Consider the following 17,647-nt stretch of genomic DNA (forward strand, 5'->3'; position numbering starts at 1 on the left):
CATCGCAAGGAGCACGCAATGCCGCGCTGGCCCAAACCCGCCGAAGGTAGCTGGACCGAACACTATCCCGAACTCGGTACCGCGCCGATGTCCTACGAGGATTCGATCTCGCCGGAGATCTACGAACTGGAACGCGAGGCCATTTTCAAGAAGGCGTGGCTCAATGTGGGCCGGGTGGAACAGCTGCCCCGGGTCGGCAGCTATTTCACCAAGGAGATCCACGCCGCGTGGACCTCGGTGATCGTGGTGCGGGACAAACAGAAAGAGGTCCGCGCGTTCTTCAACATCTGCCGGCACCGCGGAAACAAGCTGGTATGGAACGAACTACCGCGCGAGGAGGTTTCGGGGACCTGCCGCCAGTTCACCTGTAAATACCACGGCTGGCGGTACGGGCTCGACGGCGAACTGACCTTCGTGCAGCAGGAGGGCGAATTCTTCGACCTGGACAAGAAAGATTACGGTCTCGCGCCCGTGCACTGCGAGGTATGGGCGGGATTCATCTTCGTCAATCTCGCGCCGGAACCGGAACAGTCGCTGCGCGAATTCCTCGGCCCGATGATCACCGATCTCGACGGCTACCCGTTCGACCAGCTCACCGAACGGTATTCCTACCGTTCCGAAGTGGCGGCGAACTGGAAGCTCTATATGGATGCGTTCGCGGAGTTCTACCATGCCGCGGTCCTGCACGGGAATCAGTCGCCGGACAATTATTCCGCGGCCGCGCAGGCGGCCGGTTTCGAGGCACCCCACTATCAGTTGCAGGGGCCGCACCGGATGGTCAGCACCTCGGGCGTGGTGACCTGGGAACTCGACCCCTCCATGCGCAAGCCCATGGAGGACATCACCCGCGGTGGGCTGTTCGGACCCTGGGACGTCCCGGACCTCGGTGAACTGCCACCGGGGGTCAATCCGGCGAAATGCGATCCGTGGGGCCTGGATTCGTTCCAGCTGTTCCCGAATTTCGTGATCCTGATCTGGTCGAGCGGCTGGTATCTCACCTACCACTATTGGCCGACCTCGTACAACACCCATATCTTCGAGGGGAATCTGTATTTCGCACCGGCCCGCACACCGCGCGATCGGGTCGCGCACGAGATGACGGCCGTGACGTTCAAGGAATACGGCCTGCAGGACGCCAGCACCCTCGAGGCGACGCAGATGACCCTGGAATCCCGCGCGGTGACCCGTTTCCCGCTGTGCGATCAGGAGATCCTGCTCCGCCACCTGCACAAGACCGCGGCCGAATGGGTCGACGACCATCGCAACCAGCAGACAGGAGCGGCCCAGCGATGAGCGCACTGCCGGCCGAATTCGCCGATCTCGAACCGTTTTCCGACTGGTGCCTGGCCACCGAGGGCGAACGCTACGCCAAACGCCTGGCCTCCTCGATGGAAGAGATGCAGCGCTTCTACGATGCGATCACCCCGCGTGCCGAGGCCGCGCTGACCTACCTCGACCGAGTCGGCCTCGACGATATGCCCGACGACGCGGTTAATCTGCTGCGCCTGCTGTACTCGATGATCATGGTGTCCTTCCCGGTGGAGGTGTGGAACCAGCCGTGGATACCCGATGCCAGCCAGGCGTCGATGGACTGTGTGATCGAGCCGGCGCCGTGAGCGCCGCGGCGACCGTGCTGCGGGCGGCACGCTGGGTCGATATCGACGCCGGTGTCGTCCGCTCCCCCGCGGCGATCGTGGTGCGGGACGGGTTGATCGACGCGATCGACCCACCCGCGGTACCGGAGGGCGCCACCGAACTCGATCTCGGTGATGTGACCCTGTTGCCGGGTCTGATGGATATGGAGATCAACCTGCTCATCGGTGGGCCCGACAACCCCAGCGGGCTGCCGAACCCCATGCACGGGGTCCAGGACGATCCCGTCTACCGGACACTGCGTGGCACCGTCAACGCACGCACCACCTTGATGGCGGGCTTCACCACAGTGCGCAATCTCGGCCTGATGGTGAAAACCGGCGGCTACCTACTGGACGTGGATCTCGGCCGCGCCATCGAACAGGGCTGGTTCCCGGGGCCGCGCATCGTATCCGCCGGGCATGCGATCACCCCGACGGGCGGGCATCTCGACCCCACCATGTTCCAGAAACTCGCCCCGCACATCATGCCGATGTCGGTGCAGGAGGGGATGGCCGACGGGGTGTCCGCCGTCCGCGCCGCCACCCGGTACCAGATCAAATACGGCGCCGGGGTCATCAAGATCTCCGCGTCGGGCGGGGTGATGTCGCACAGTACCGCGCCCGGAACTCAGCAGTACTCCGACGAAGAACTCGCCGCCATCGTCGACGAAGCTCATCGCGCGGGGATCAAGGTCGCCGCGCACGCCCACGGCGATGCCGGTATCCGCGCCTGTATCCGGGCGGGGGTGGACTGTATCGAACACGGGTCGCTGGCCTCCGACGACACCGTGCAGATGATGGTGGACCACGGCACCTTCCTGGTCCCCACCAGCTACTTGTCCGAGGGCCTCGACACCTCCAAGGCCCCGCCGGCGCTGCAACGCAAGGCCGCCCAGGTCTTCCCGAAGGCCCGCCGGATGCTGGGCAAGGCCATCGAAGCCGGGGTGCGGATCGCCTGTGGCACCGACGCGCCCGCGGTCCCGCACGGGCAGAACGCCAAAGAACTGTGGGCGCTGGTCGATCGCGGGATGACCCCCGTACAGGCGATTCGCGCGGCCACCGTCACCAGCGCCGAACTGATCGACGCCGACGACCGCGGCCGGCTCGCGCCGGGTCTGCTCGCCGATATCATCGCCGTCCCCGGCGATCCCACCCGCGATATTTCCGCCCTGGAACACGTGTGCTTCGTCATGAAAGAGGGCGTCGTCCACAAGAACGAACCGGCCACCCCGAACTGAACCTGTTTGCTCGAAGGAGAAATACGGTGCCCAAAGGAATCCTCTACGTCGAATCCCGGCCCAGCTCACCGGAAGAGATCGACGAATACCACCGCTGGTACGCCGGAACCCATATCGGCGAAATGCTCGAGATCGAGGGAATAGTCTCGGCTCGCCGGCTGGAACCGGTGGCCGGTGACGGAAGCTTCATCGCGCTCTACGAGATCGAAGCCGACGATCTGGAGGCCGTGCGGGCGCGGATGGGTGAGCGGGCGCGATCCGGGGAGATGTCGAAACCGATCGGGGTGCAATCGGATCCACCGCCCACCGTCCGCCTGCTCCGCGAACTCAGTGTGCACACAGCCTGACAGGAAACTCCATGCGCCGGTACGACAATCTCTTCATCGGTGGTGACTGGGTGCCACCCGGATCCGACCTCGCCTTCGAGGTGATCTCCCCGCATACCGAGGAACCCATCGCGCGGATCGCCGCACCCGCACCCGCCGATATCGATCGCGCGATCGCGGCCGCGCGCCGGGCCTTCGACACCGGTCCGTGGCCGCGGCTCGATCCCGCAGAGCGCGTGCGGATCGTGCGCGACCTCGCCGGCCGCTACGAAGAACGAGTCGAGGAGATCGCCGGGCTCGTCACCGCGGAAATGGGTGCGCCGATCACGTTCTCCCGTTCGGCGCACGCGCGGCTGCCGGGGGTGATGATGCGGGCGCTGGCCGATCTCGCCGCGGATTTCCCGTGGCAGGAGTCGCGGCCCGGCTACTTCGGCAGCGATATCCGGGTCCGGCACGAACCGGTCGGGGTCGTCGGGGCCGTCGCCCCGTGGAATATGCCGATGCTGATGGTCGTCGCCAAACTGGTCCCCGCGTTGCTGGCGGGGTGCACGGTCGTACTCAAACCGTCACCGGAGACACCGCTGGACGCCTATCTCATGGCCGAGCTCGTGCGGGAGAGCGAGATTCCGCCCGGTGTCGTCTCCATCCTGCCCGGCGATCGCGATACCGGCCGATACCTCGTCGGGCATCCCGATGTCGACAAAGTGTCTTTCACCGGCTCCACCGCGGCCGGTCGCGATGTCGCCGCGACCTGCGGAGCCGCCCTGAAACGGGTGAGCCTCGAACTGGGCGGCAAATCGGCGGCGGTGGTACTCGACGACGCCGACCCCGAACAGGTCGCCGCCGGCATCCAGGTGGCCGCGCTGATGAACGGCGGCCAGGCCTGTGTCGCCCAGACCCGGATCCTGGTGCCGCGGCACCGGCACGACGAATACGTCGACGCGATCGCCGCCATGACCGACCGGCTCACGGTGGGCGACCCCGCCGACGAATCGACCCGGATCGGCCCCGTCGTCACCGCCCGCCAGCGGCAGCGTATCCGCGACTACATCCACCTGGGCATCGGCGACGGCGCCCGCCTGATCAGCGGCGGTCCCCAGCCGCCACCCGGCCTCGAACGCGGCTGGTATGTCCGCCCGACCCTGTTCACCGACGTCGACCCCACCATGCGGATCGCCCGGGAGGAGATCTTCGGCCCGGTACTCACCGTGCTCACCTACCGCGACCTCGACCACGCCGTACAACTCGCCGACGACACCGAATACGGCTTGTCGGGGTCGGTGTGGACACCGGATATCGACCGCGGCCTGGCGGTGGCGCACCGGATCCGCAGCGGTACCTTCGGGATCAACCAGGCCTACAGTATGGATCCGCACGCACCGTTCGGTGGCGTCAAGGCCAGCGGTATCGGGCGGGAATTCGGGCGGGAGGGGTTGGCAGGGTTCCTCGACACGAAATCGATATCGGTCGCGTAGCACCGATATCGGCGAACATTGTCTTGTCCTCGGTGCTCGGTTACCTGCCGCGTGTTCTCGGCGCGCTCAGTTCACGAAGCGACGCCAGGAACAATTCGTCCATTCGCGGACTCAGCTCCGACAGCGCCGCGGCGTTCGCGTGGCCGGCCGAGCCGAATACCCTGTCGAGAGCGTCGGTTTCGGTGCTCGCGCCGAGGGACAGACACAGGCAGGCGATCCCGTCGTCGCGGAGTTCCCCGAGGGCCTTGCGCACATCGGCCTCCGCGTAGCGGCTCTCGTAGCCGTGATCGTAGGGCACGCCGTCGGAGAGGACGACCAGCAGCCGGTACGGCGTGCCGGCCTGGGAGTCGAGAATCCTTCCCGCACCGCGGATCCCGGCTCCCAGGCGGGTGTAGCCGGAGGGCTGCAACTGCTGGAGTCGCGCCCGCTCGGCGGCACCGAAGCGTTGCCCGAAAGTTTTGATCGCCGGTAGGTGCACCGCGCCGCGGCCTTCGGACCGGAAAGCGTAGACCGCCACGCGGTCGCCGAGTTCCTCCAGCGTGGCGGCCAGGGTGGCGGCTGCCCGGCGATGGTGTTCGTGTACGGCCAGACCGTCCGGATCGGCATCGGAAGTGGATCCCGAGGCGTCGACCAGTACGAGTACCCCGAGGTTGCGGTCGAGTTTGCGGGTTTCCAGATACACGTTCTCCGCCGGTGTGTAACCGGAGCGCAGGTCCACGAGCAGATCGATCGCTGCCTCGAGATCGAGTTCGTCTCCCTCGGGACGTCCCCGCCGGACCTTGGGTCCGAGCCCGACCCGCGCCAAGCGCCGCGCCAGCACACCGTCGTGGGCGACCGCGGCGGCGGAGATATCGGCCTCCACCGTCAGCGGGAAGTCGAGGACCCGGCACCAGTCGGGGCGATAGCGGCGGGTATGGACATCCCATTCCGGATAGAGCGCCCCGCCGAACCCGAGGGCGGCGGCGGGTGCGTCATCGTCGACGAACTCGATCCGGGTGGGCAGCGGGCGCGCCTCCGCACTGCCCGGCCGCCCCCGGCGCAGCGAACGAGCCCGGAGCTGCGCCCCCGCGGACTCGTTCCCGGTTCCCCGCGAACTGCCGAGTATTCTGCGCAGCAGATTCCCGGCGACCTGCGAATCGAACACCGGATTGTCGAACAGCCGGAGGACGCGGCTGCCACCGGACTCGTCGGGTTCCTCGTCCCCGTCCTCGTCCCGGTCCAGGCCGTCGAAGGCCGCGGCGAGGTCTTGATCGGTCGCCCTACCGGTTCGTCCGGGATCCGACCCCAGCAGCCGGGCGGGTGCGATGGTTCCGAACCATTCGGGTGGATCGACAACGCGCGCCCGGCTTTTCGCCACCGCGAGCGACTCGGCGGCACTGCGGGTACTCGGTTCGCCATACGGGCCGAGCGTTGCGGTGACCGGGACCCGGCCGGCGATCCCGGCGAGGACGCGGCGACCCTCGAGGGCCAGGTACCGACGCGCCACCGACGGCCGGGCGCGCAGCCCGCCGACCAGCCTCCGGTCGAGACTGCCCGCACCGAGCAAGGCACTCTGCACCACCACTTCTCCGCGCTGCGCGGCGAGCGGCCGACCGGCCGAGACGAACACCACTGTGCCGTTCGTGTAGGCGGGCTCGCCGGCCGGTGCCGTCGCCACCGCGACGGCCCGGCCGGCCAGATGGGTGGCCAGTAGCCGGAACTGTTCGGGGCCCGCCTGGTCTGCCGCGGTCATGACACCGGGAGAACGGCGTCCGCGAGTTCGCCCAGGGCGCGCACGATATCGGGATCGTCGGACAATGCCCGCACCACCGCGGCCCGGACCGCGGTGCGCAGGCTCAGCCCTTCGGCCACCAGGCTTGCGGCCGAGATCAGCATCCGCGTCGAGGCCGCTTCGCGCAGCGGAGCACCGTCCAGGCCACGGATGGCGTTACCCAGTCCTACCAGGGCACTCGCTGTTTCCCGATCGATTCCGGCCTCGCGGATCACGACCTCCGTCTCGACCTCGGCGGGTGGGAAGCCGAGTTCGATCGCGACGAACCGCTGCCGCGTGGATTCCTTGATGTTCTTCAGAACGCTCTGGTAGCCGGGGTTGTAGGAGATCACCAGCTGGAACCCCGGCGCCGCCGGCAGCGAGACACCGAGCCGGTCGATCGGCAGTTCCCGGCGGTGATCGGCGAGCGGATGGATCACCACCGTGGTGTCCTGACGCGCCTCCACGATCTCGTCCAAATAGCAGATACCGCCCGAACGGACCGCCCGGGTCAACGGTCCGTCGGCCCACACGGTTTCGCCGCCCTCGAGCCGGAACCGGCCCACCAGATCGGCCGAGGTCAGGTCCTCGTGACCGGCGACCGTGATCAGCTCGCGGCCGAATTCGTGCGCCATCGCCTCGACGAACCGCGTTTTCCCGCAACCGGTGGGGCCCTTCAACAGCACCGGGAGCCCGCGGCCGGCCGCGGCCCGGAACACCTCCACTTCGTCCCCGACCGCCCGATAGAACGGTGCCCGCGTATCGGGGTGGCTCGTGGCCGTAGCTGTGGCCGGCATATCAGTTCCCCCGCTCGAACGGCACGATCTCCGGGACCTCGGCTCCCTCCGGAAGAACGAGCTCACCGTCCTTGTTTATGTAGCCGGATTCGTGGGTCGGTATCGGCAGATCGGGATGCGGGCAGGGCTTGTCGGTGCCCTCACCGCAGATGCCGCCGATGAAGTACGACCGCTGCTGGATATCGGCGGGCCACGGGTCGGCGTGCTGGCCGAACCATTGCGCGGGGACGTTGTAGAAGACGAAGAAGATCGCGCTCACCGCCGCGAACACCGCCAGGAACCGGGCCAGCTGCTGCCGGACGATACCGCCCCGGACCTGGTCGAGCCCCCGTTCCACGATCGTGCGCCCGCGATCATCGGTGAAGAATCGCAGACAGGCCAGCCCCGCTTGGACCGCACCCCACATCAGGCCCTCGTAGATCGGCCACTGGTAGTAGTGACCGGCGTTGAACGACACCGACTGGATCGCGCCCGGATAGGTATAGAGCCCCAGCGGCAGCAGCATGCAGGCTTCCATCACGAAATCGAGGACGAACGTGAACGCGAACGTGATGCCGACCAAGCGAAGGTTGCTGATTCCCGGCCAGCGCGTTTTGACCTTGCGCATGAACCAGCAGACACCGATCGTGATCAGCAGTACGCCCCACGCATAACCCGGGATGTTCATCAGCAGTGGTTCGGCGACCTGGGCGCCCGGTTCCTCCGGCGAGTTCCAGCCCGGAACGTACGGGGCCCACGAACCCATATTGAACATCCAGGTGTTGTAGGTGCACCACGTGTTCAGATAGTTCAGGAACGGATCCTGGAAGAACATCAGGCCCATGGACACCAGCAGGATGCCGTCCAGGGTGATGCGGCGCTCACGGCGCCACGGCCGGATGAGCCACCAGTAGATGGCGAACGGGAAACCGATCAGGACGCCGGCCGTCCAGATGCTCAGAATCGTCTTCATGAGCATCGGCGGATCGCTCGGACCGGTGGGCACGCGTTCGAAGTAGGGCCCGGTGATCCATCTGATCCAGACGTACACCTGGAGGGCCAGGATCAGTCCGCCGATCACCGCCCAGATCAGGACCGCTTTGCTCGCGGGCTTGTTCCCGGCGCCCAGTGCGGCTGTTGCGCCGAGAGATTCGGTGACGGTGGGCGTGCTCTTCTTCGACAGTTCACTCATGAAACTGTCTCCTCTGCCTGTGTGTCGTGCAGCGCTCGCAACCCCGGTCCGGACAGGACCGATCGGCCGCGATGGACTCGAAACCACCGGCGCCGCAGAGGAAATCCCGCCCTCGGCAGGAGATCGTCCGGCATCCGGATAACGGTCAAGATACCAATGAGTATCTGCTCGGACAATGGGTTTCCCAGATTCATGTTAGGATCGCTACCGTGGTTGAGCGGTGGACGAAAGAGCGGCGGCTCGAACGCACGCGTTCCCTCCTACTGGACGCGGCCGAGGAGGTTTTCGCCGAAAAAGGTTTCGCCGCGGCCACCCTCGACGACATCGCCCACGCGGCCGGCTATACGAAGGGCGCCATCTACAAGCACTTCGCCGTGAAGGAAGAACTCTTCCTCGCCGTGAGCGACCGGTACTGGCGCCGCTACTTCGACAATTTCGCCGAAGTTCTCGCGGCCGTCACCGCGGTGGGTCCGCGCGAGCTCGACCGGGTGGCCCAGCGCTGGCGTCAGCTCAGCCGCGATCGGGGCGCCGAACACGCCGCCCTGGGCCACGAGTTCACCCTGTATCTGCTGCGCAACCCCGAGGCCCGGGAAAGGGTCGCCGGTAAACGTCTGGAGGTGGCCGAAGAGCTGGGGCGGTTCGTCGCCGAGAACCTCGAGCGAGTCGGCGGGAAACTGCTCATCCCACCGCTGACCTTCGCGCATATTCTCGTCGCCACCAGCGACTCGGTGATCCTGGGCAGCGAACTCGACGACCTCGACCTGTACCGGCCGATCCTCGAGATGTACCTGTCCGTGATCGAACTGCCCTGACAATACGGCGGTCCCGGCCCCGGCGCGCACCCGGCCGAAAGAAGGCGATATGCACAACCCCGTTCTCGTCACCGGCGCCTTCGGCCAGGTGGGCAAACGTGTCACCGAGATCCTGCTGTCCCGCGGCCGTACGGTCGTCGCCACCGATCTGCGCACCGACGCCGCCGCTGCCGTCGCGTGGGATCCGGCCGGCGCCGGGGAACTACACACGGTATTCGCCGATCTCCTCGATCGCGAGGCCATCGCCGAACTCGTCGGCGAGCACCGGCCCGCGGCCATCGTCCACCTGGCCGCGATGTTCTCCCCCGCGTCCTACCGCAACCCGCGGCTGGCCCGGCGGATCAATGTCGGCGGGACCGAGAACCTGGTGCGCGCGGCCCGCGCACTGCCCGAACCGCCCATGCTGCTGTTCGCTTCCAGCGCCGCGGTATACGGCTCCCGCAATCCCCACCGCTACCCCGAGCGCATCACCCCGGACACACCGGTCGCCCCCATCGACCAGTACGGCGAGGACAAGGTGCTGGCCGAAAACGTGATCGCCGGTAGCGGCCTGCCCTACGCCCTGCTGCGGCTGGGCGGCGTACTGTCGCCGGACACCACCGCCGGGATCAACCGCGACCATCTCGTCCTCATCCGCGCGACCCCCGGCGACAACCGGCTGCACGCCGTCGACGCCCGTGATGTCGCGACGGCGTTCGCCAACGGCGTCGACCGGCGCGACACCATCGCCGGCAAAGTACTGCTGATCGGCGGTGACGACTCCTACCTGCACACCCACCGCGACGTCGAGGACGCCATGTTCGACGCCGTCGGCCTGGGCCGGCTCGGCCCCGGCGCGAGCCTGCCCGGCGATCCGGCGGACGACGGCGGCTGGGCGTTCACCGGCTGGTTCGACACCACCGAATCGCAAGCCCTCCTCGACTTCCAGCAGCACAGCTGGCCCGATACCGTCGCCTGGGTCGCCGCGGCCCAGCCCCGCTTCCGCCGCGCCGCCCTGCGACTGGCCGGACCACTGCTGCGTCCCGTGCTGCGCACCGCCCTCGCCGTGCAACGGCGTGTCGAACGGCGCGGCCCGTACGCCGACCCCTGGACCCTCATCGCCGCACGGTACGGCCCGTCCGTCCTGGCCGGCGGCGTCCCTGCCGACAGCGCCTGACTCCGGCTACGGAGTGGGAATTGCCCCGTCGCCGGTGTCCGGCTCCGAACCGTCGTCGACCGGGAGCGTATGCAGTACCCACTGCGCTTTTCCGCTGTTCTTGGCGTGGTACAGCCCGGTATCGGCGGCGTCCAGCAGGGCCTCCGCCTGACCGCCCGCGACCGTGGTCACCACCGCGCCGATACTCGCGGATACCTGGAGCCGGTGTTCTCCGACGACGACCGGGTCCGCCAAGGCGCCGAGCAGCCGATCGGCGATCTCGATCATCCGGTCGTCGTCGACCGGCGGCGGAACGAGCGTCACGAATTCGTCGCCGCCGATCCGGGCGACCAGGACGCCGAACTCGGCCACACTGTCGTGCAACCGGCCGGCGACGGCGGTGAGGACCTTGTCGCCGGTGCTGTGGCCGAAACGGTCGTTGATGTGCTTGAACCGGTCCAGGTCCACGAAGCACAACCCGATCCGGGCCTGCGGCTCCGCGTCGCGGATCAGCGAATCCAGCCGCTCCAGCAGCTGGCGCCGGTTCGGGATGCCGGTCAACGGGTCGTGCCGCGCCTGGCGGTGCAGCTCCTCCCGCATCCGGTGCTGTTCGGTGACATCCTCACCGACCGCCAGCAGATAGTTCGGATGGCTGGGGCCCCCCTCGACGTAGGTGATCGTGAAGGCGGCCCACCCGTAGCTGCCGTCGGCACGGCCGATCTGCTGTTCCAGTTTGACCGCGCCCTGTTTGTGCGGTACCAGCCGTTCGTAGACCAGCTTGCGGATCCGCTCCCGATCCTCCGGGTGGGCGAAATCGTAGACCGAAATACCGCGGAGTTCGTCGGGGGTAACACCGATCATCTCCGCGAGAACCTGATTGACATCGAGGAGGACACCGTTGGTGTCGCCGATCGCGATGGCCACCGCCGCATTGTCGAAAACCACCCGGAAACGCTCGTCCGAACGTTGTTCGTCCTCGGGCGAGCCGGGTGGGACGGACCGCATCAGCTGCTGCGCCCCGAATCCCTCCCCGAGTTTCGCCAGCAGGACCGCCATTCTCCGCAGCCTGTCGGGATCGGCGCCGGGCCCCGGCAGCGACCATAGAACGGAGGCGGAGGTGGCGACCACGTCGGTGGTGTTCAGGCCCGAGGTCGCCAGGGCCGCACCGACCCGGGCGCCGGCGTAGGCATCGAAAGGGGTCGCGGTGAGCGCCTGCTCGAGGTCGTGCACCAGCCAGTACAGCAACCGCTCGAGATCCTCCTCGGAGGGAGCGGAGCCGCCGGTCGCGCGTAATGCCCGGGACCACGATCGAACCAGTTCACCGTGCTCCGCCTCGTTCATCACGCCCCTTCGTCGACCGGTCCGTCACCACCCCGCTCGAAGCACCGAAAGCTCACCTGCCCTGCGGCACCATCGCTACCCGGATGATCACCATCATTGCTCATCGGCGAGCGCTGCGGCCGGATGGGGGTGGTTCTCGGTGAAGATACTGTTCCCCTTGTACCGGGTCGTCTCCAGTTGCCACACCCAACTGGCCTGAACACACGCGGTGAGGTCGGCGAGATGCTCGGACAGTTGCGCGCCGAGTCCGGTATCGGCGAGAGCGGGTTCGCGGCTCCGGTCGACGAGCGCGTCGTGCCGGCGGCGGAACTCGGCGATCCGGTCCCGCACCACGGCGCCGGCGTCGCGTACCGCGTCGGCCAGGGTCGCGCCCGGGGTGTTCAGCAGGCAGACCGGGATCAGATTGAAGTCCGACCGGTCCGCGATGCACTCCTTCTCGAAGGAGAACATATCGTTCATCAATGCCCCGATCTCGGCCGTGAGCAGACGTAATCGGCGTAGGTCCGCGGTCAGGCCCACCGCCGACAGCTGCTCCTCACGCAGGTAGCTGTCGCGGCCGAACTCGCACAGGGCGATGGCCGGATACATTCCCGAGACCTGTGCGCGCAGATCGATGTACTCGCCGGCGGTCAGCAGATCACCGCGTGCCCGGGCGTTCTGGTCCCGGATCGCGGTGCGCAGATGTTCCACGGTCGAATCGAGGAACCCCGCCAGCCACCGCGGGTCCGCCAGCTCATCGGTTCGCGACAGGAATTCGACCGTCGCCGCCTCGACCGGGGTGGTATCCGCCGAAGCGGTCCGGGTCTCCAGGAGGCGGCACAAGCGCTCGAGTTCGTCTCGCGCCCGGCGTTGTCCGGCCTCCGTGAGGTGGCCGTACTTCTCGCGGCCCACGGTGTCGTTGAGCCAGAACAGGATCGCGTTGAACAACCCGATGACGGTCAATCGCTGCCCGCTGATCGGGTTCGGGTGCAGATACGGCGTCATGCTGTTGTAGTGCGCCCCGGCGGGCTCCAGCCAGATCCCTTGCGCCCGGCAGTACCGTTCCACCTCGTCGCAGGCCTGTGCACCGAACTCGCTGGGCCGGAACTGCGCGCAGTAGTCCGCGATATCGCAGTCGGGCGTGCTGAACAATTCCCGCAACGACCACGGTTCGCCGGATCGCACCCAAGTTTCGTATTGCTTACGCATATCTGTGATCTCACGCTCGAGCGCCGATGTATACCGAGTAGCCACGAGGACTCTCCTCCCGCATATCCAAACCCTTTCAGTTTGGGTCACCGGCAATGCTGTGTCACGCAGTCGGCCCGGCCGGCAGCCTCCACCCTGCGCAGCGCGGTGCTCGGCGGAAGCACTGCGCTCGGCCGCCCGCTACGGGGATGCGGTGCGATCGGCCGCGCCATTGACAGTCCAATCGGACTGTGAAACTGTGGGCACCGTCGCCGCCGAGATTGGAACGCCGAGATGACCTTCGCCGGAAACACGGTCGCCTACGAAGTACGCGACCATCGCGCCTACCTCACCTTGAACCGCCCGGAGCGGCTGAACGCGATCACTGCCGAGATGGCCCAGGAGATCGGCGCGGCCGTGGCCGCCGCGAATGCCGACGACGCGGTCCGCGTCATCGTGCTCCAAGGGGCGGGCCGCGCCTTCTGCGCGGGCTACGATCTCAAGCTCTACGCCGAAGGCGGGGTCGACCATCAGGGCCCGGTATGGGATCCGATCAAGGATTTCCGGATGATGAAGGCCGGCACCGATCATTTCTTCTCGCTCTGGCGCTCGGCCAAGCCGACCGTAGCGAAAGTGCACGGTTACGCCGTGGCCGGTGGTAGTGATATCGCGCTGTCCTGCGATCTGGTCGTGATGGCCGAGGACGCGCGGATCGGTTATATGCCGGCGCGGGTGTGGGGCTGCCCCACGACCGCGATGTGGGTCTACCGTCTCGGCGCCGAACGCGCCAAGCGGATGTTGCTCACCGGCGACACCATCGACGGAGTCCGGGCCCGGGAGTGGGGCCTGGTCATCGACGCGGTACCGGCGGCCGAGCTCGATACCGCGGTCGAAGAACTCGTCGACCGGATGGCCGGCGTGCCCACCAACCAGCTGGTCATGCAGAAGATGATGATCAACCAGGCCTACGACAACATGGGCCTGCAGTCCACGCAGAACCTCGCCATCCTCTTCGACGGCATCACCCGGCACTCCCCCGAAGGCCGCTGGTTCGTCGATTTCGCGCAGCAACACGGTTTCGACGCCGCGGTCCAGTGGCGCGATACCGGCCGGTTCATCCCCGACGGGGGCGGCGATATCCCGGCCGACGACGAGATCGAGCAGATGAAACGCGAACTCGAACAGCAGGCGGCCGGCCGCGGATGAATACGCTCACCGAATCCATATGGCCGGTCGACACCAGCGCGCCCGTTCTCGAACTCACCGTCGGTGAACTGCTGCGGCAGGCGGCCGCCGCGGCACCAGGCCGGGTCGCGCTCGTCTCCGTGGCACCGGATCGCGGTGCCCGCATCTGGACCTACGCCGAGTTGTGCGACGATGCCGAGCGCGCGGCGGCCTGGCTGCTCGCCCGGTTCCGGCCGGGCGAACATATCGCGGTCTGGGCGCCGAACGTCCCCGAATGGCTTGTACTCCAATACGGTGCCGCGCTCGCCGGGCTGGTACTCGTCACGGCCAATCCCGCCCTGCGCGGACCCGAACTCGAGTACACGCTCGACCGTTCGCAGGCCGCCGGCGTGTTCTACACCGACAGCTTCCGCGGTACCGATATGTCCGCGCAGATCGGCAGCGTGCTGCCCGCGGTACCCCGGGTCCGGGAGGCCGTTGCCTTCGAGGGGTGGCTGCACGAGGTCCGCGGTACCGCCCAGCGCGCGCAGCTACCGGTTGTCGATCCGCGGTCGGCCACCCAGATCCAGTTCACCTCCGGCACCACCGGTCGCGCGAAACCGGCGGTCCTCGCCCACCGATCGATGGTGACCAACGCGGCCTTCGTCCGCGACCGCTGCGGCGCACCCGCGGGCGCGACGTTCGCCACCGCGCTGCCGCTCTTCCATACCGCCGGGTGTGGCCTGGCCGCGCTGGGGTCGGTGTATCAGCGGGCCACGCTCGTCCTCGGCGAGATCTTCGACCCCACGACGATGCTGGCCGCCCTCCAGGAATACCGCGCGGAGATCTTCGGTGGTGTGCCCGCCATGCTGCACGCCCTGCTCGCGCACCCGCGACTGGCCGATGTCGATCTCGGCGCGCTGCGGGTGGTGATGTCGGGCGGCGATGCCGTCCCGCCGGCCCTCGTCGACGGCTGGGCGAAGGCCTGCGGCGCCGCGACCAGCGCGGTCTACGGCCAGACCGAACTGGGCCCGGTCGTCTGCCAGACCAGCCCCGCCGACAGCCGCGAGGACAACCTGTTCACGGCCGGCCGGCCGCTTCCCGGCGTCGAGGTATCCATCCGTGATCCCGCGACCGGTGCGGTGCAGCCGCTCGGGGTGGAGGGCGAGATCTGCGCCCGCGGATACCAGCAGATGATCGAATACCTCGGTATGCCCGGCGAGACGGCACGCACGATCGATTCCGACGGCCGGCTGCACACGGGCGATCTCGGCACGATGGACGCCCGCGGATACGTCCGCGTCACCGGCCGGCTCAAGGACATGATCATCCGCGGCGGCGAGAACATCTATCCCCGCGAGATCGAGGAAGCCCTGGCCGCGCACCCCGCGCTGATAGCTGCGGTCGTCCTGGGCCTGCCCGACGAGACCTGGGGTGAGACCGTGGCCGCCGTGGTCCGCCCGGACCCGGCGCATCCGGCCCCGGCGCCCGCGGAGCTACAGGATTACCTGCGGGAACGTCTGGCCCCGCACAAAACGCCCAAATCCTGGTATATCGCCGAGAGTTTCCCCGTGAACGCGATGGGCAAGCTCCAGAAATTCCGGCTGCGCGACCGGATCGCCTCCGGCGAGCTCGAGCCGCTGTGAGCCGGAACCCGGTACGCGCCACCGGCTCGGCGAGCACGGAGCGGCAGGACTCCGCGCCGCGTACCGGCGGCCGCACCCGCCGCGAACAGCACGCGAAAACCCATGAGGCGCTGCTCGACGCCACGATCCGGTGCCTGGTGAACAACGGCTACGCCGGAACGACCACCCAGCGGATCCAAGACGAAGCGGGCGTTTCGCGGGGCGCGCTGCTCCATCATTTCACGTCGAAATCGGAGTTGCTGGTCGCCGCGATCCACCATATCGCCGACCGGCGCCTCGACGACTTCGGCGACCGCGTCGCCGGGCTCGGTGATGGCCCCGAAGCGCTGCCGCGGATGGTGGACGCGATCCGGTCGGCGATGACCGGCCCGCCCTTTCAGGCGGCTATGGAACTGTGGGCGGCCTCCCGCACCGACCCACAGTTGCGCGCGGCACTCCGGCCGGCGGAGAAACGGCTGGGTTCCGCACTGCGGGCCCATTTCGAGCAGCATGCCGGCATCGCCGACCCCGACGCGGCCCGCACAGCGTTCGAATCGCTCATGGCGCTCGTGCGCGGACTCGAGCTCACCCGGCTCCTGCGCACCGATCCGACCGTGGCCGACCGAGTGGTCGACGACTGGCTGACCCACGTCGCCCGGCTGCGCGACACCTGACCGCTACACCGGCGTCAGCGGGGGCGACGGCGGGAAGACCACGGGCAGCGCGGTCAGGGCCCGCTGGAAAGCGCCGGTCCGCCAGGTCAGCTCACCGGCCGGCACTCCGAGCCGGATATCCGGCAGGGCGTCGAGCAACTGATCGATGGCGTCCTGTGCGATCAGGTACGCCAGCGAACTGGCCGGGCACACATGCGGCCCGCCACCGAACGCCAGATGCGCACGGTTGCCCGCATGCTGATCCGTCCCGATCACCGGATCGGTGTTGCAGGCGGCCATGCTGATGATCACCGGCTGATGGGCGGGCAGCCAGACATCGTCGATGAGGATCGGCTGTTTGGGGAAGGTGAAACAGAAATTGGCCACCGGCGGGTCGTTGAACAACACCTCGTCCAGCGCGTCCCGGGTGGACAGGCTGCCGCCGACGGCGCTGTCGCCGAACTGCTCGTCGGTCAGGATCAACCGCAGCGCGTTGATGATCAGGTTCTGCAGCGGCTCGATACCGGCCCCGTACAAGGTGCCCACCTGGTTCATGATTTCGGGCTCGGTCAGCGCACTGGGATGCCGCATCATCCGGGTCGTCACATCGTCACCGGGCTCGGCGCGTTTGAGTTCGACCAATTCCAGTAGCGCTTTCATGAGCGCCGCGGCACCACTCTCGGCCCCGACGCCCTCGAACATGGCGGCCAACCCGGCCGCCGCCCGCTGCGCGATCTCGGTGGGACAACCCAGCATCGCGTTCAGGACGGCGAAGGTGAGCGGAAAGGCGTACTGCCGGATCAGATCCGCGGATCCGTCGCCACAGAAGGAGTTGATCAGCGGGACGGCGACTTTCTCCACGGTCTCGTGCAGGCCGAACGGGTCGACCTCGGCCAGCCCCGCGACGATGGCCTGCCGATACCGCGTATGCACCGTCCCGTCGTTGCGTCGCGCGTTCGGCCGCCACTGCATGAGCGGGAGCACCGGGCAGTCCGCGGGAATATCGCGCTGCCAGGTGCGCGGATCGGCGGGAAAATGGTCCGGATCGTTGAAGATACGCAGCGCCGTGTAGTAGCTGATCACCAGTGTCGCGGGCACGCCCGGCGCCACCTCCACCGGAACCAGGGACCCGTACTGTTCGCGCATCGCGCGATAGATGCGGTGCGGGTCGACCGCGAATTCGGGGACGTACAGGGGGATCCGCGGGCCGTCGAGATCGGCCGGCGAACTGTGCGCGGCCCGGTTGGAGCGATGGTCGGAAATCGTCACCGAAGCGATCTTAGGCACATTGCCGGTGGCCGTCTCCCGACCGGCGATACCCGCTCAGTGGGATGACCGGACCCTGCCGCGCCCGCGCCG

16 protein-coding genes are annotated in these 17,647 nt (G+C 67.8%); 10 read left to right on the forward strand and 6 right to left on the reverse strand.

Annotated features, from left to right (window positions below; all coding sequences use genetic code 11):
* The first annotated feature begins 18 nt into the window (after positions 1-18).
* The 5 genes from ACQEVO_RS12995 to ACQEVO_RS13015 are packed head-to-tail and all read left to right on the forward strand — an operon-like array spanning position 19 to position 4,673.
* Positions 19-1,293 (forward strand): aromatic ring-hydroxylating oxygenase subunit alpha, encoded by a 1,275-nt coding sequence (locus ACQEVO_RS12995; protein WP_432912639.1) that lies wholly within the window; start codon positions 19-21, stop codon positions 1,291-1,293.
* Complete coding sequence (locus ACQEVO_RS13000) at positions 1,290-1,616, forward strand: hypothetical protein (RefSeq protein ID WP_432912642.1); 327 nt, start codon at positions 1,290-1,292, stop codon at positions 1,614-1,616. Before ACQEVO_RS12995 ends, ACQEVO_RS13000 begins: the two co-directional genes overlap by 4 nt.
* Positions 1,613-2,872, forward strand: a complete 1,260-nt coding sequence (locus tag ACQEVO_RS13005; RefSeq protein WP_432912645.1) for an amidohydrolase family protein — start codon at positions 1,613-1,615, stop codon at positions 2,870-2,872. The genes ACQEVO_RS13000 and ACQEVO_RS13005 overlap by 4 nt, the downstream gene beginning before the upstream one ends.
* 26 nt (positions 2,873-2,898) lie before the next feature.
* Complete coding sequence (locus ACQEVO_RS13010; RefSeq protein WP_432912647.1) at positions 2,899-3,219, forward strand: hypothetical protein; 321 nt, start codon at positions 2,899-2,901, stop codon at positions 3,217-3,219.
* An 11-nt stretch (positions 3,220-3,230) separates the two neighbouring features.
* Positions 3,231-4,673 (forward strand): aldehyde dehydrogenase, encoded by a 1,443-nt coding sequence (locus tag ACQEVO_RS13015; RefSeq protein WP_432912649.1) that lies wholly within the window; start codon positions 3,231-3,233, stop codon positions 4,671-4,673.
* Between the two features lie 40 nt (positions 4,674-4,713).
* Here ACQEVO_RS13015 and ACQEVO_RS13020 read toward each other — a convergent pair whose 3' ends face one another.
* Genes ACQEVO_RS13020 through ACQEVO_RS13030 form a run of 3 tightly spaced genes read right to left on the reverse strand, consistent with a single transcriptional unit; the run spans position 4,714 to position 8,391 of the window.
* Complete coding sequence (locus ACQEVO_RS13020) at positions 4,714-6,405, reverse strand: nitric oxide reductase activation protein NorD (protein WP_432912651.1); 1,692 nt, start codon at positions 6,403-6,405, stop codon at positions 4,714-4,716.
* Entirely contained in the window at positions 6,402-7,220 is an 819-nt protein-coding gene (locus ACQEVO_RS13025; RefSeq protein WP_432912654.1) for a CbbQ/NirQ/NorQ/GpvN family protein, read from the reverse strand. Before ACQEVO_RS13025 ends, ACQEVO_RS13020 begins: the two co-directional genes overlap by 4 nt.
* A gap of 1 nt (position 7,221) precedes the next feature.
* Complete coding sequence (locus tag ACQEVO_RS13030) at positions 7,222-8,391, reverse strand: spirocyclase AveC family protein (RefSeq protein WP_432912657.1); 1,170 nt, start codon at positions 8,389-8,391, stop codon at positions 7,222-7,224.
* Between the two features lie 209 nt (positions 8,392-8,600).
* Here ACQEVO_RS13030 and ACQEVO_RS13035 point away from each other — a divergent pair, with 209 nt between their 5' ends.
* On the forward strand, positions 8,601-9,203 hold the full coding sequence (locus ACQEVO_RS13035; protein ID WP_432912660.1) for a TetR/AcrR family transcriptional regulator: 603 nt from the start codon (positions 8,601-8,603) through the stop codon (positions 9,201-9,203).
* 49 nt (positions 9,204-9,252) lie between these two features.
* Complete coding sequence (locus tag ACQEVO_RS13040) at positions 9,253-10,359, forward strand: NAD-dependent epimerase/dehydratase family protein (protein WP_432912663.1); 1,107 nt, start codon at positions 9,253-9,255, stop codon at positions 10,357-10,359.
* 6 nt (positions 10,360-10,365) lie between these two features.
* On the opposite strand, the gene ACQEVO_RS13045 is transcribed toward ACQEVO_RS13040, so the two are convergent.
* Entirely contained in the window at positions 10,366-11,679 is a 1,314-nt protein-coding gene (locus ACQEVO_RS13045; protein ID WP_432912666.1) for a diguanylate cyclase domain-containing protein, read from the reverse strand.
* Positions 11,680-11,772: 93 nt separating this feature from the next.
* Entirely contained in the window at positions 11,773-12,912 is a 1,140-nt protein-coding gene (locus ACQEVO_RS13050) for a terpene synthase family protein (protein WP_432912669.1), read from the reverse strand.
* Positions 12,913-13,140: 228 nt separating this feature from the next.
* Here ACQEVO_RS13050 and ACQEVO_RS13055 point away from each other — a divergent pair, with 228 nt between their 5' ends.
* From ACQEVO_RS13055 to ACQEVO_RS13065, 3 genes are read left to right on the forward strand one after another with little or no spacing between them, the layout of a single operon-like run.
* Positions 13,141-14,052, forward strand: a complete 912-nt coding sequence (locus ACQEVO_RS13055; RefSeq protein ID WP_432912672.1) for a crotonase/enoyl-CoA hydratase family protein — start codon at positions 13,141-13,143, stop codon at positions 14,050-14,052.
* Positions 14,049-15,656, forward strand: a complete 1,608-nt coding sequence (locus tag ACQEVO_RS13060) for a class I adenylate-forming enzyme family protein (RefSeq protein WP_432912674.1) — start codon at positions 14,049-14,051, stop codon at positions 15,654-15,656. Before ACQEVO_RS13055 ends, ACQEVO_RS13060 begins: the two co-directional genes overlap by 4 nt.
* Entirely contained in the window at positions 15,653-16,309 is a 657-nt protein-coding gene (locus tag ACQEVO_RS13065; RefSeq protein ID WP_432912677.1) for a TetR/AcrR family transcriptional regulator, read from the forward strand. Before ACQEVO_RS13060 ends, ACQEVO_RS13065 begins: the two co-directional genes overlap by 4 nt.
* Positions 16,310-16,312: 3 nt before the next feature.
* Here the strand turns inward: ACQEVO_RS13065 and ACQEVO_RS13070 are convergent, their stop codons facing one another.
* Positions 16,313-17,557, reverse strand: a complete 1,245-nt coding sequence (locus ACQEVO_RS13070; protein ID WP_432912680.1) for a cytochrome P450 — start codon at positions 17,555-17,557, stop codon at positions 16,313-16,315.
* Positions 17,558-17,647: the final 90 nt, after the last annotated feature.

Origin of the sequence: Nocardia sp. CA-290969 (genome assembly GCF_050936135.1) — a bacterium.
Classification (GTDB): Bacteria; Actinomycetota; Actinomycetes; order Mycobacteriales; family Mycobacteriaceae; genus Nocardia.

Bases quoted from the DNA above. Each gene is read 5' to 3' on its own strand.
- ACQEVO_RS12995 (WP_432912639.1), top strand. From the start codon at position 19: ATGCCGCGCTGGCCCAAACCCGCCGAAGGTAGCTGGACCGAACACTAT.
- ACQEVO_RS13000 (WP_432912642.1), top strand. From the start codon at position 1,290: ATGAGCGCACTGCCGGCCGAATTCGCCGATCTCGAACCGTTTTCCGAC.
- ACQEVO_RS13020 (WP_432912651.1), bottom strand. From the start codon at position 6,405: ATGACCGCGGCAGACCAGGCGGGCCCCGAACAGTTCCGGCTACTGGCC.
- ACQEVO_RS13045 (WP_432912666.1), bottom strand. From the start codon at position 11,679: ATGAACGAGGCGGAGCACGGTGAACTGGTTCGATCGTGGTCCCGGGCA.
- ACQEVO_RS13025 (WP_432912654.1), bottom strand. From the start codon at position 7,220: ATGCCGGCCACAGCTACGGCCACGAGCCACCCCGATACGCGGGCACCG.
- ACQEVO_RS13015 (WP_432912649.1), top strand. From the start codon at position 3,231: ATGCGCCGGTACGACAATCTCTTCATCGGTGGTGACTGGGTGCCACCC.
- ACQEVO_RS13060 (WP_432912674.1), top strand. From the start codon at position 14,049: ATGAATACGCTCACCGAATCCATATGGCCGGTCGACACCAGCGCGCCC.
- ACQEVO_RS13030 (WP_432912657.1), bottom strand. From the start codon at position 8,391: ATGAGTGAACTGTCGAAGAAGAGCACGCCCACCGTCACCGAATCTCTC.
- ACQEVO_RS13040 (WP_432912663.1), top strand. From the start codon at position 9,253: ATGCACAACCCCGTTCTCGTCACCGGCGCCTTCGGCCAGGTGGGCAAA.
- ACQEVO_RS13055 (WP_432912672.1), top strand. From the start codon at position 13,141: ATGACCTTCGCCGGAAACACGGTCGCCTACGAAGTACGCGACCATCGC.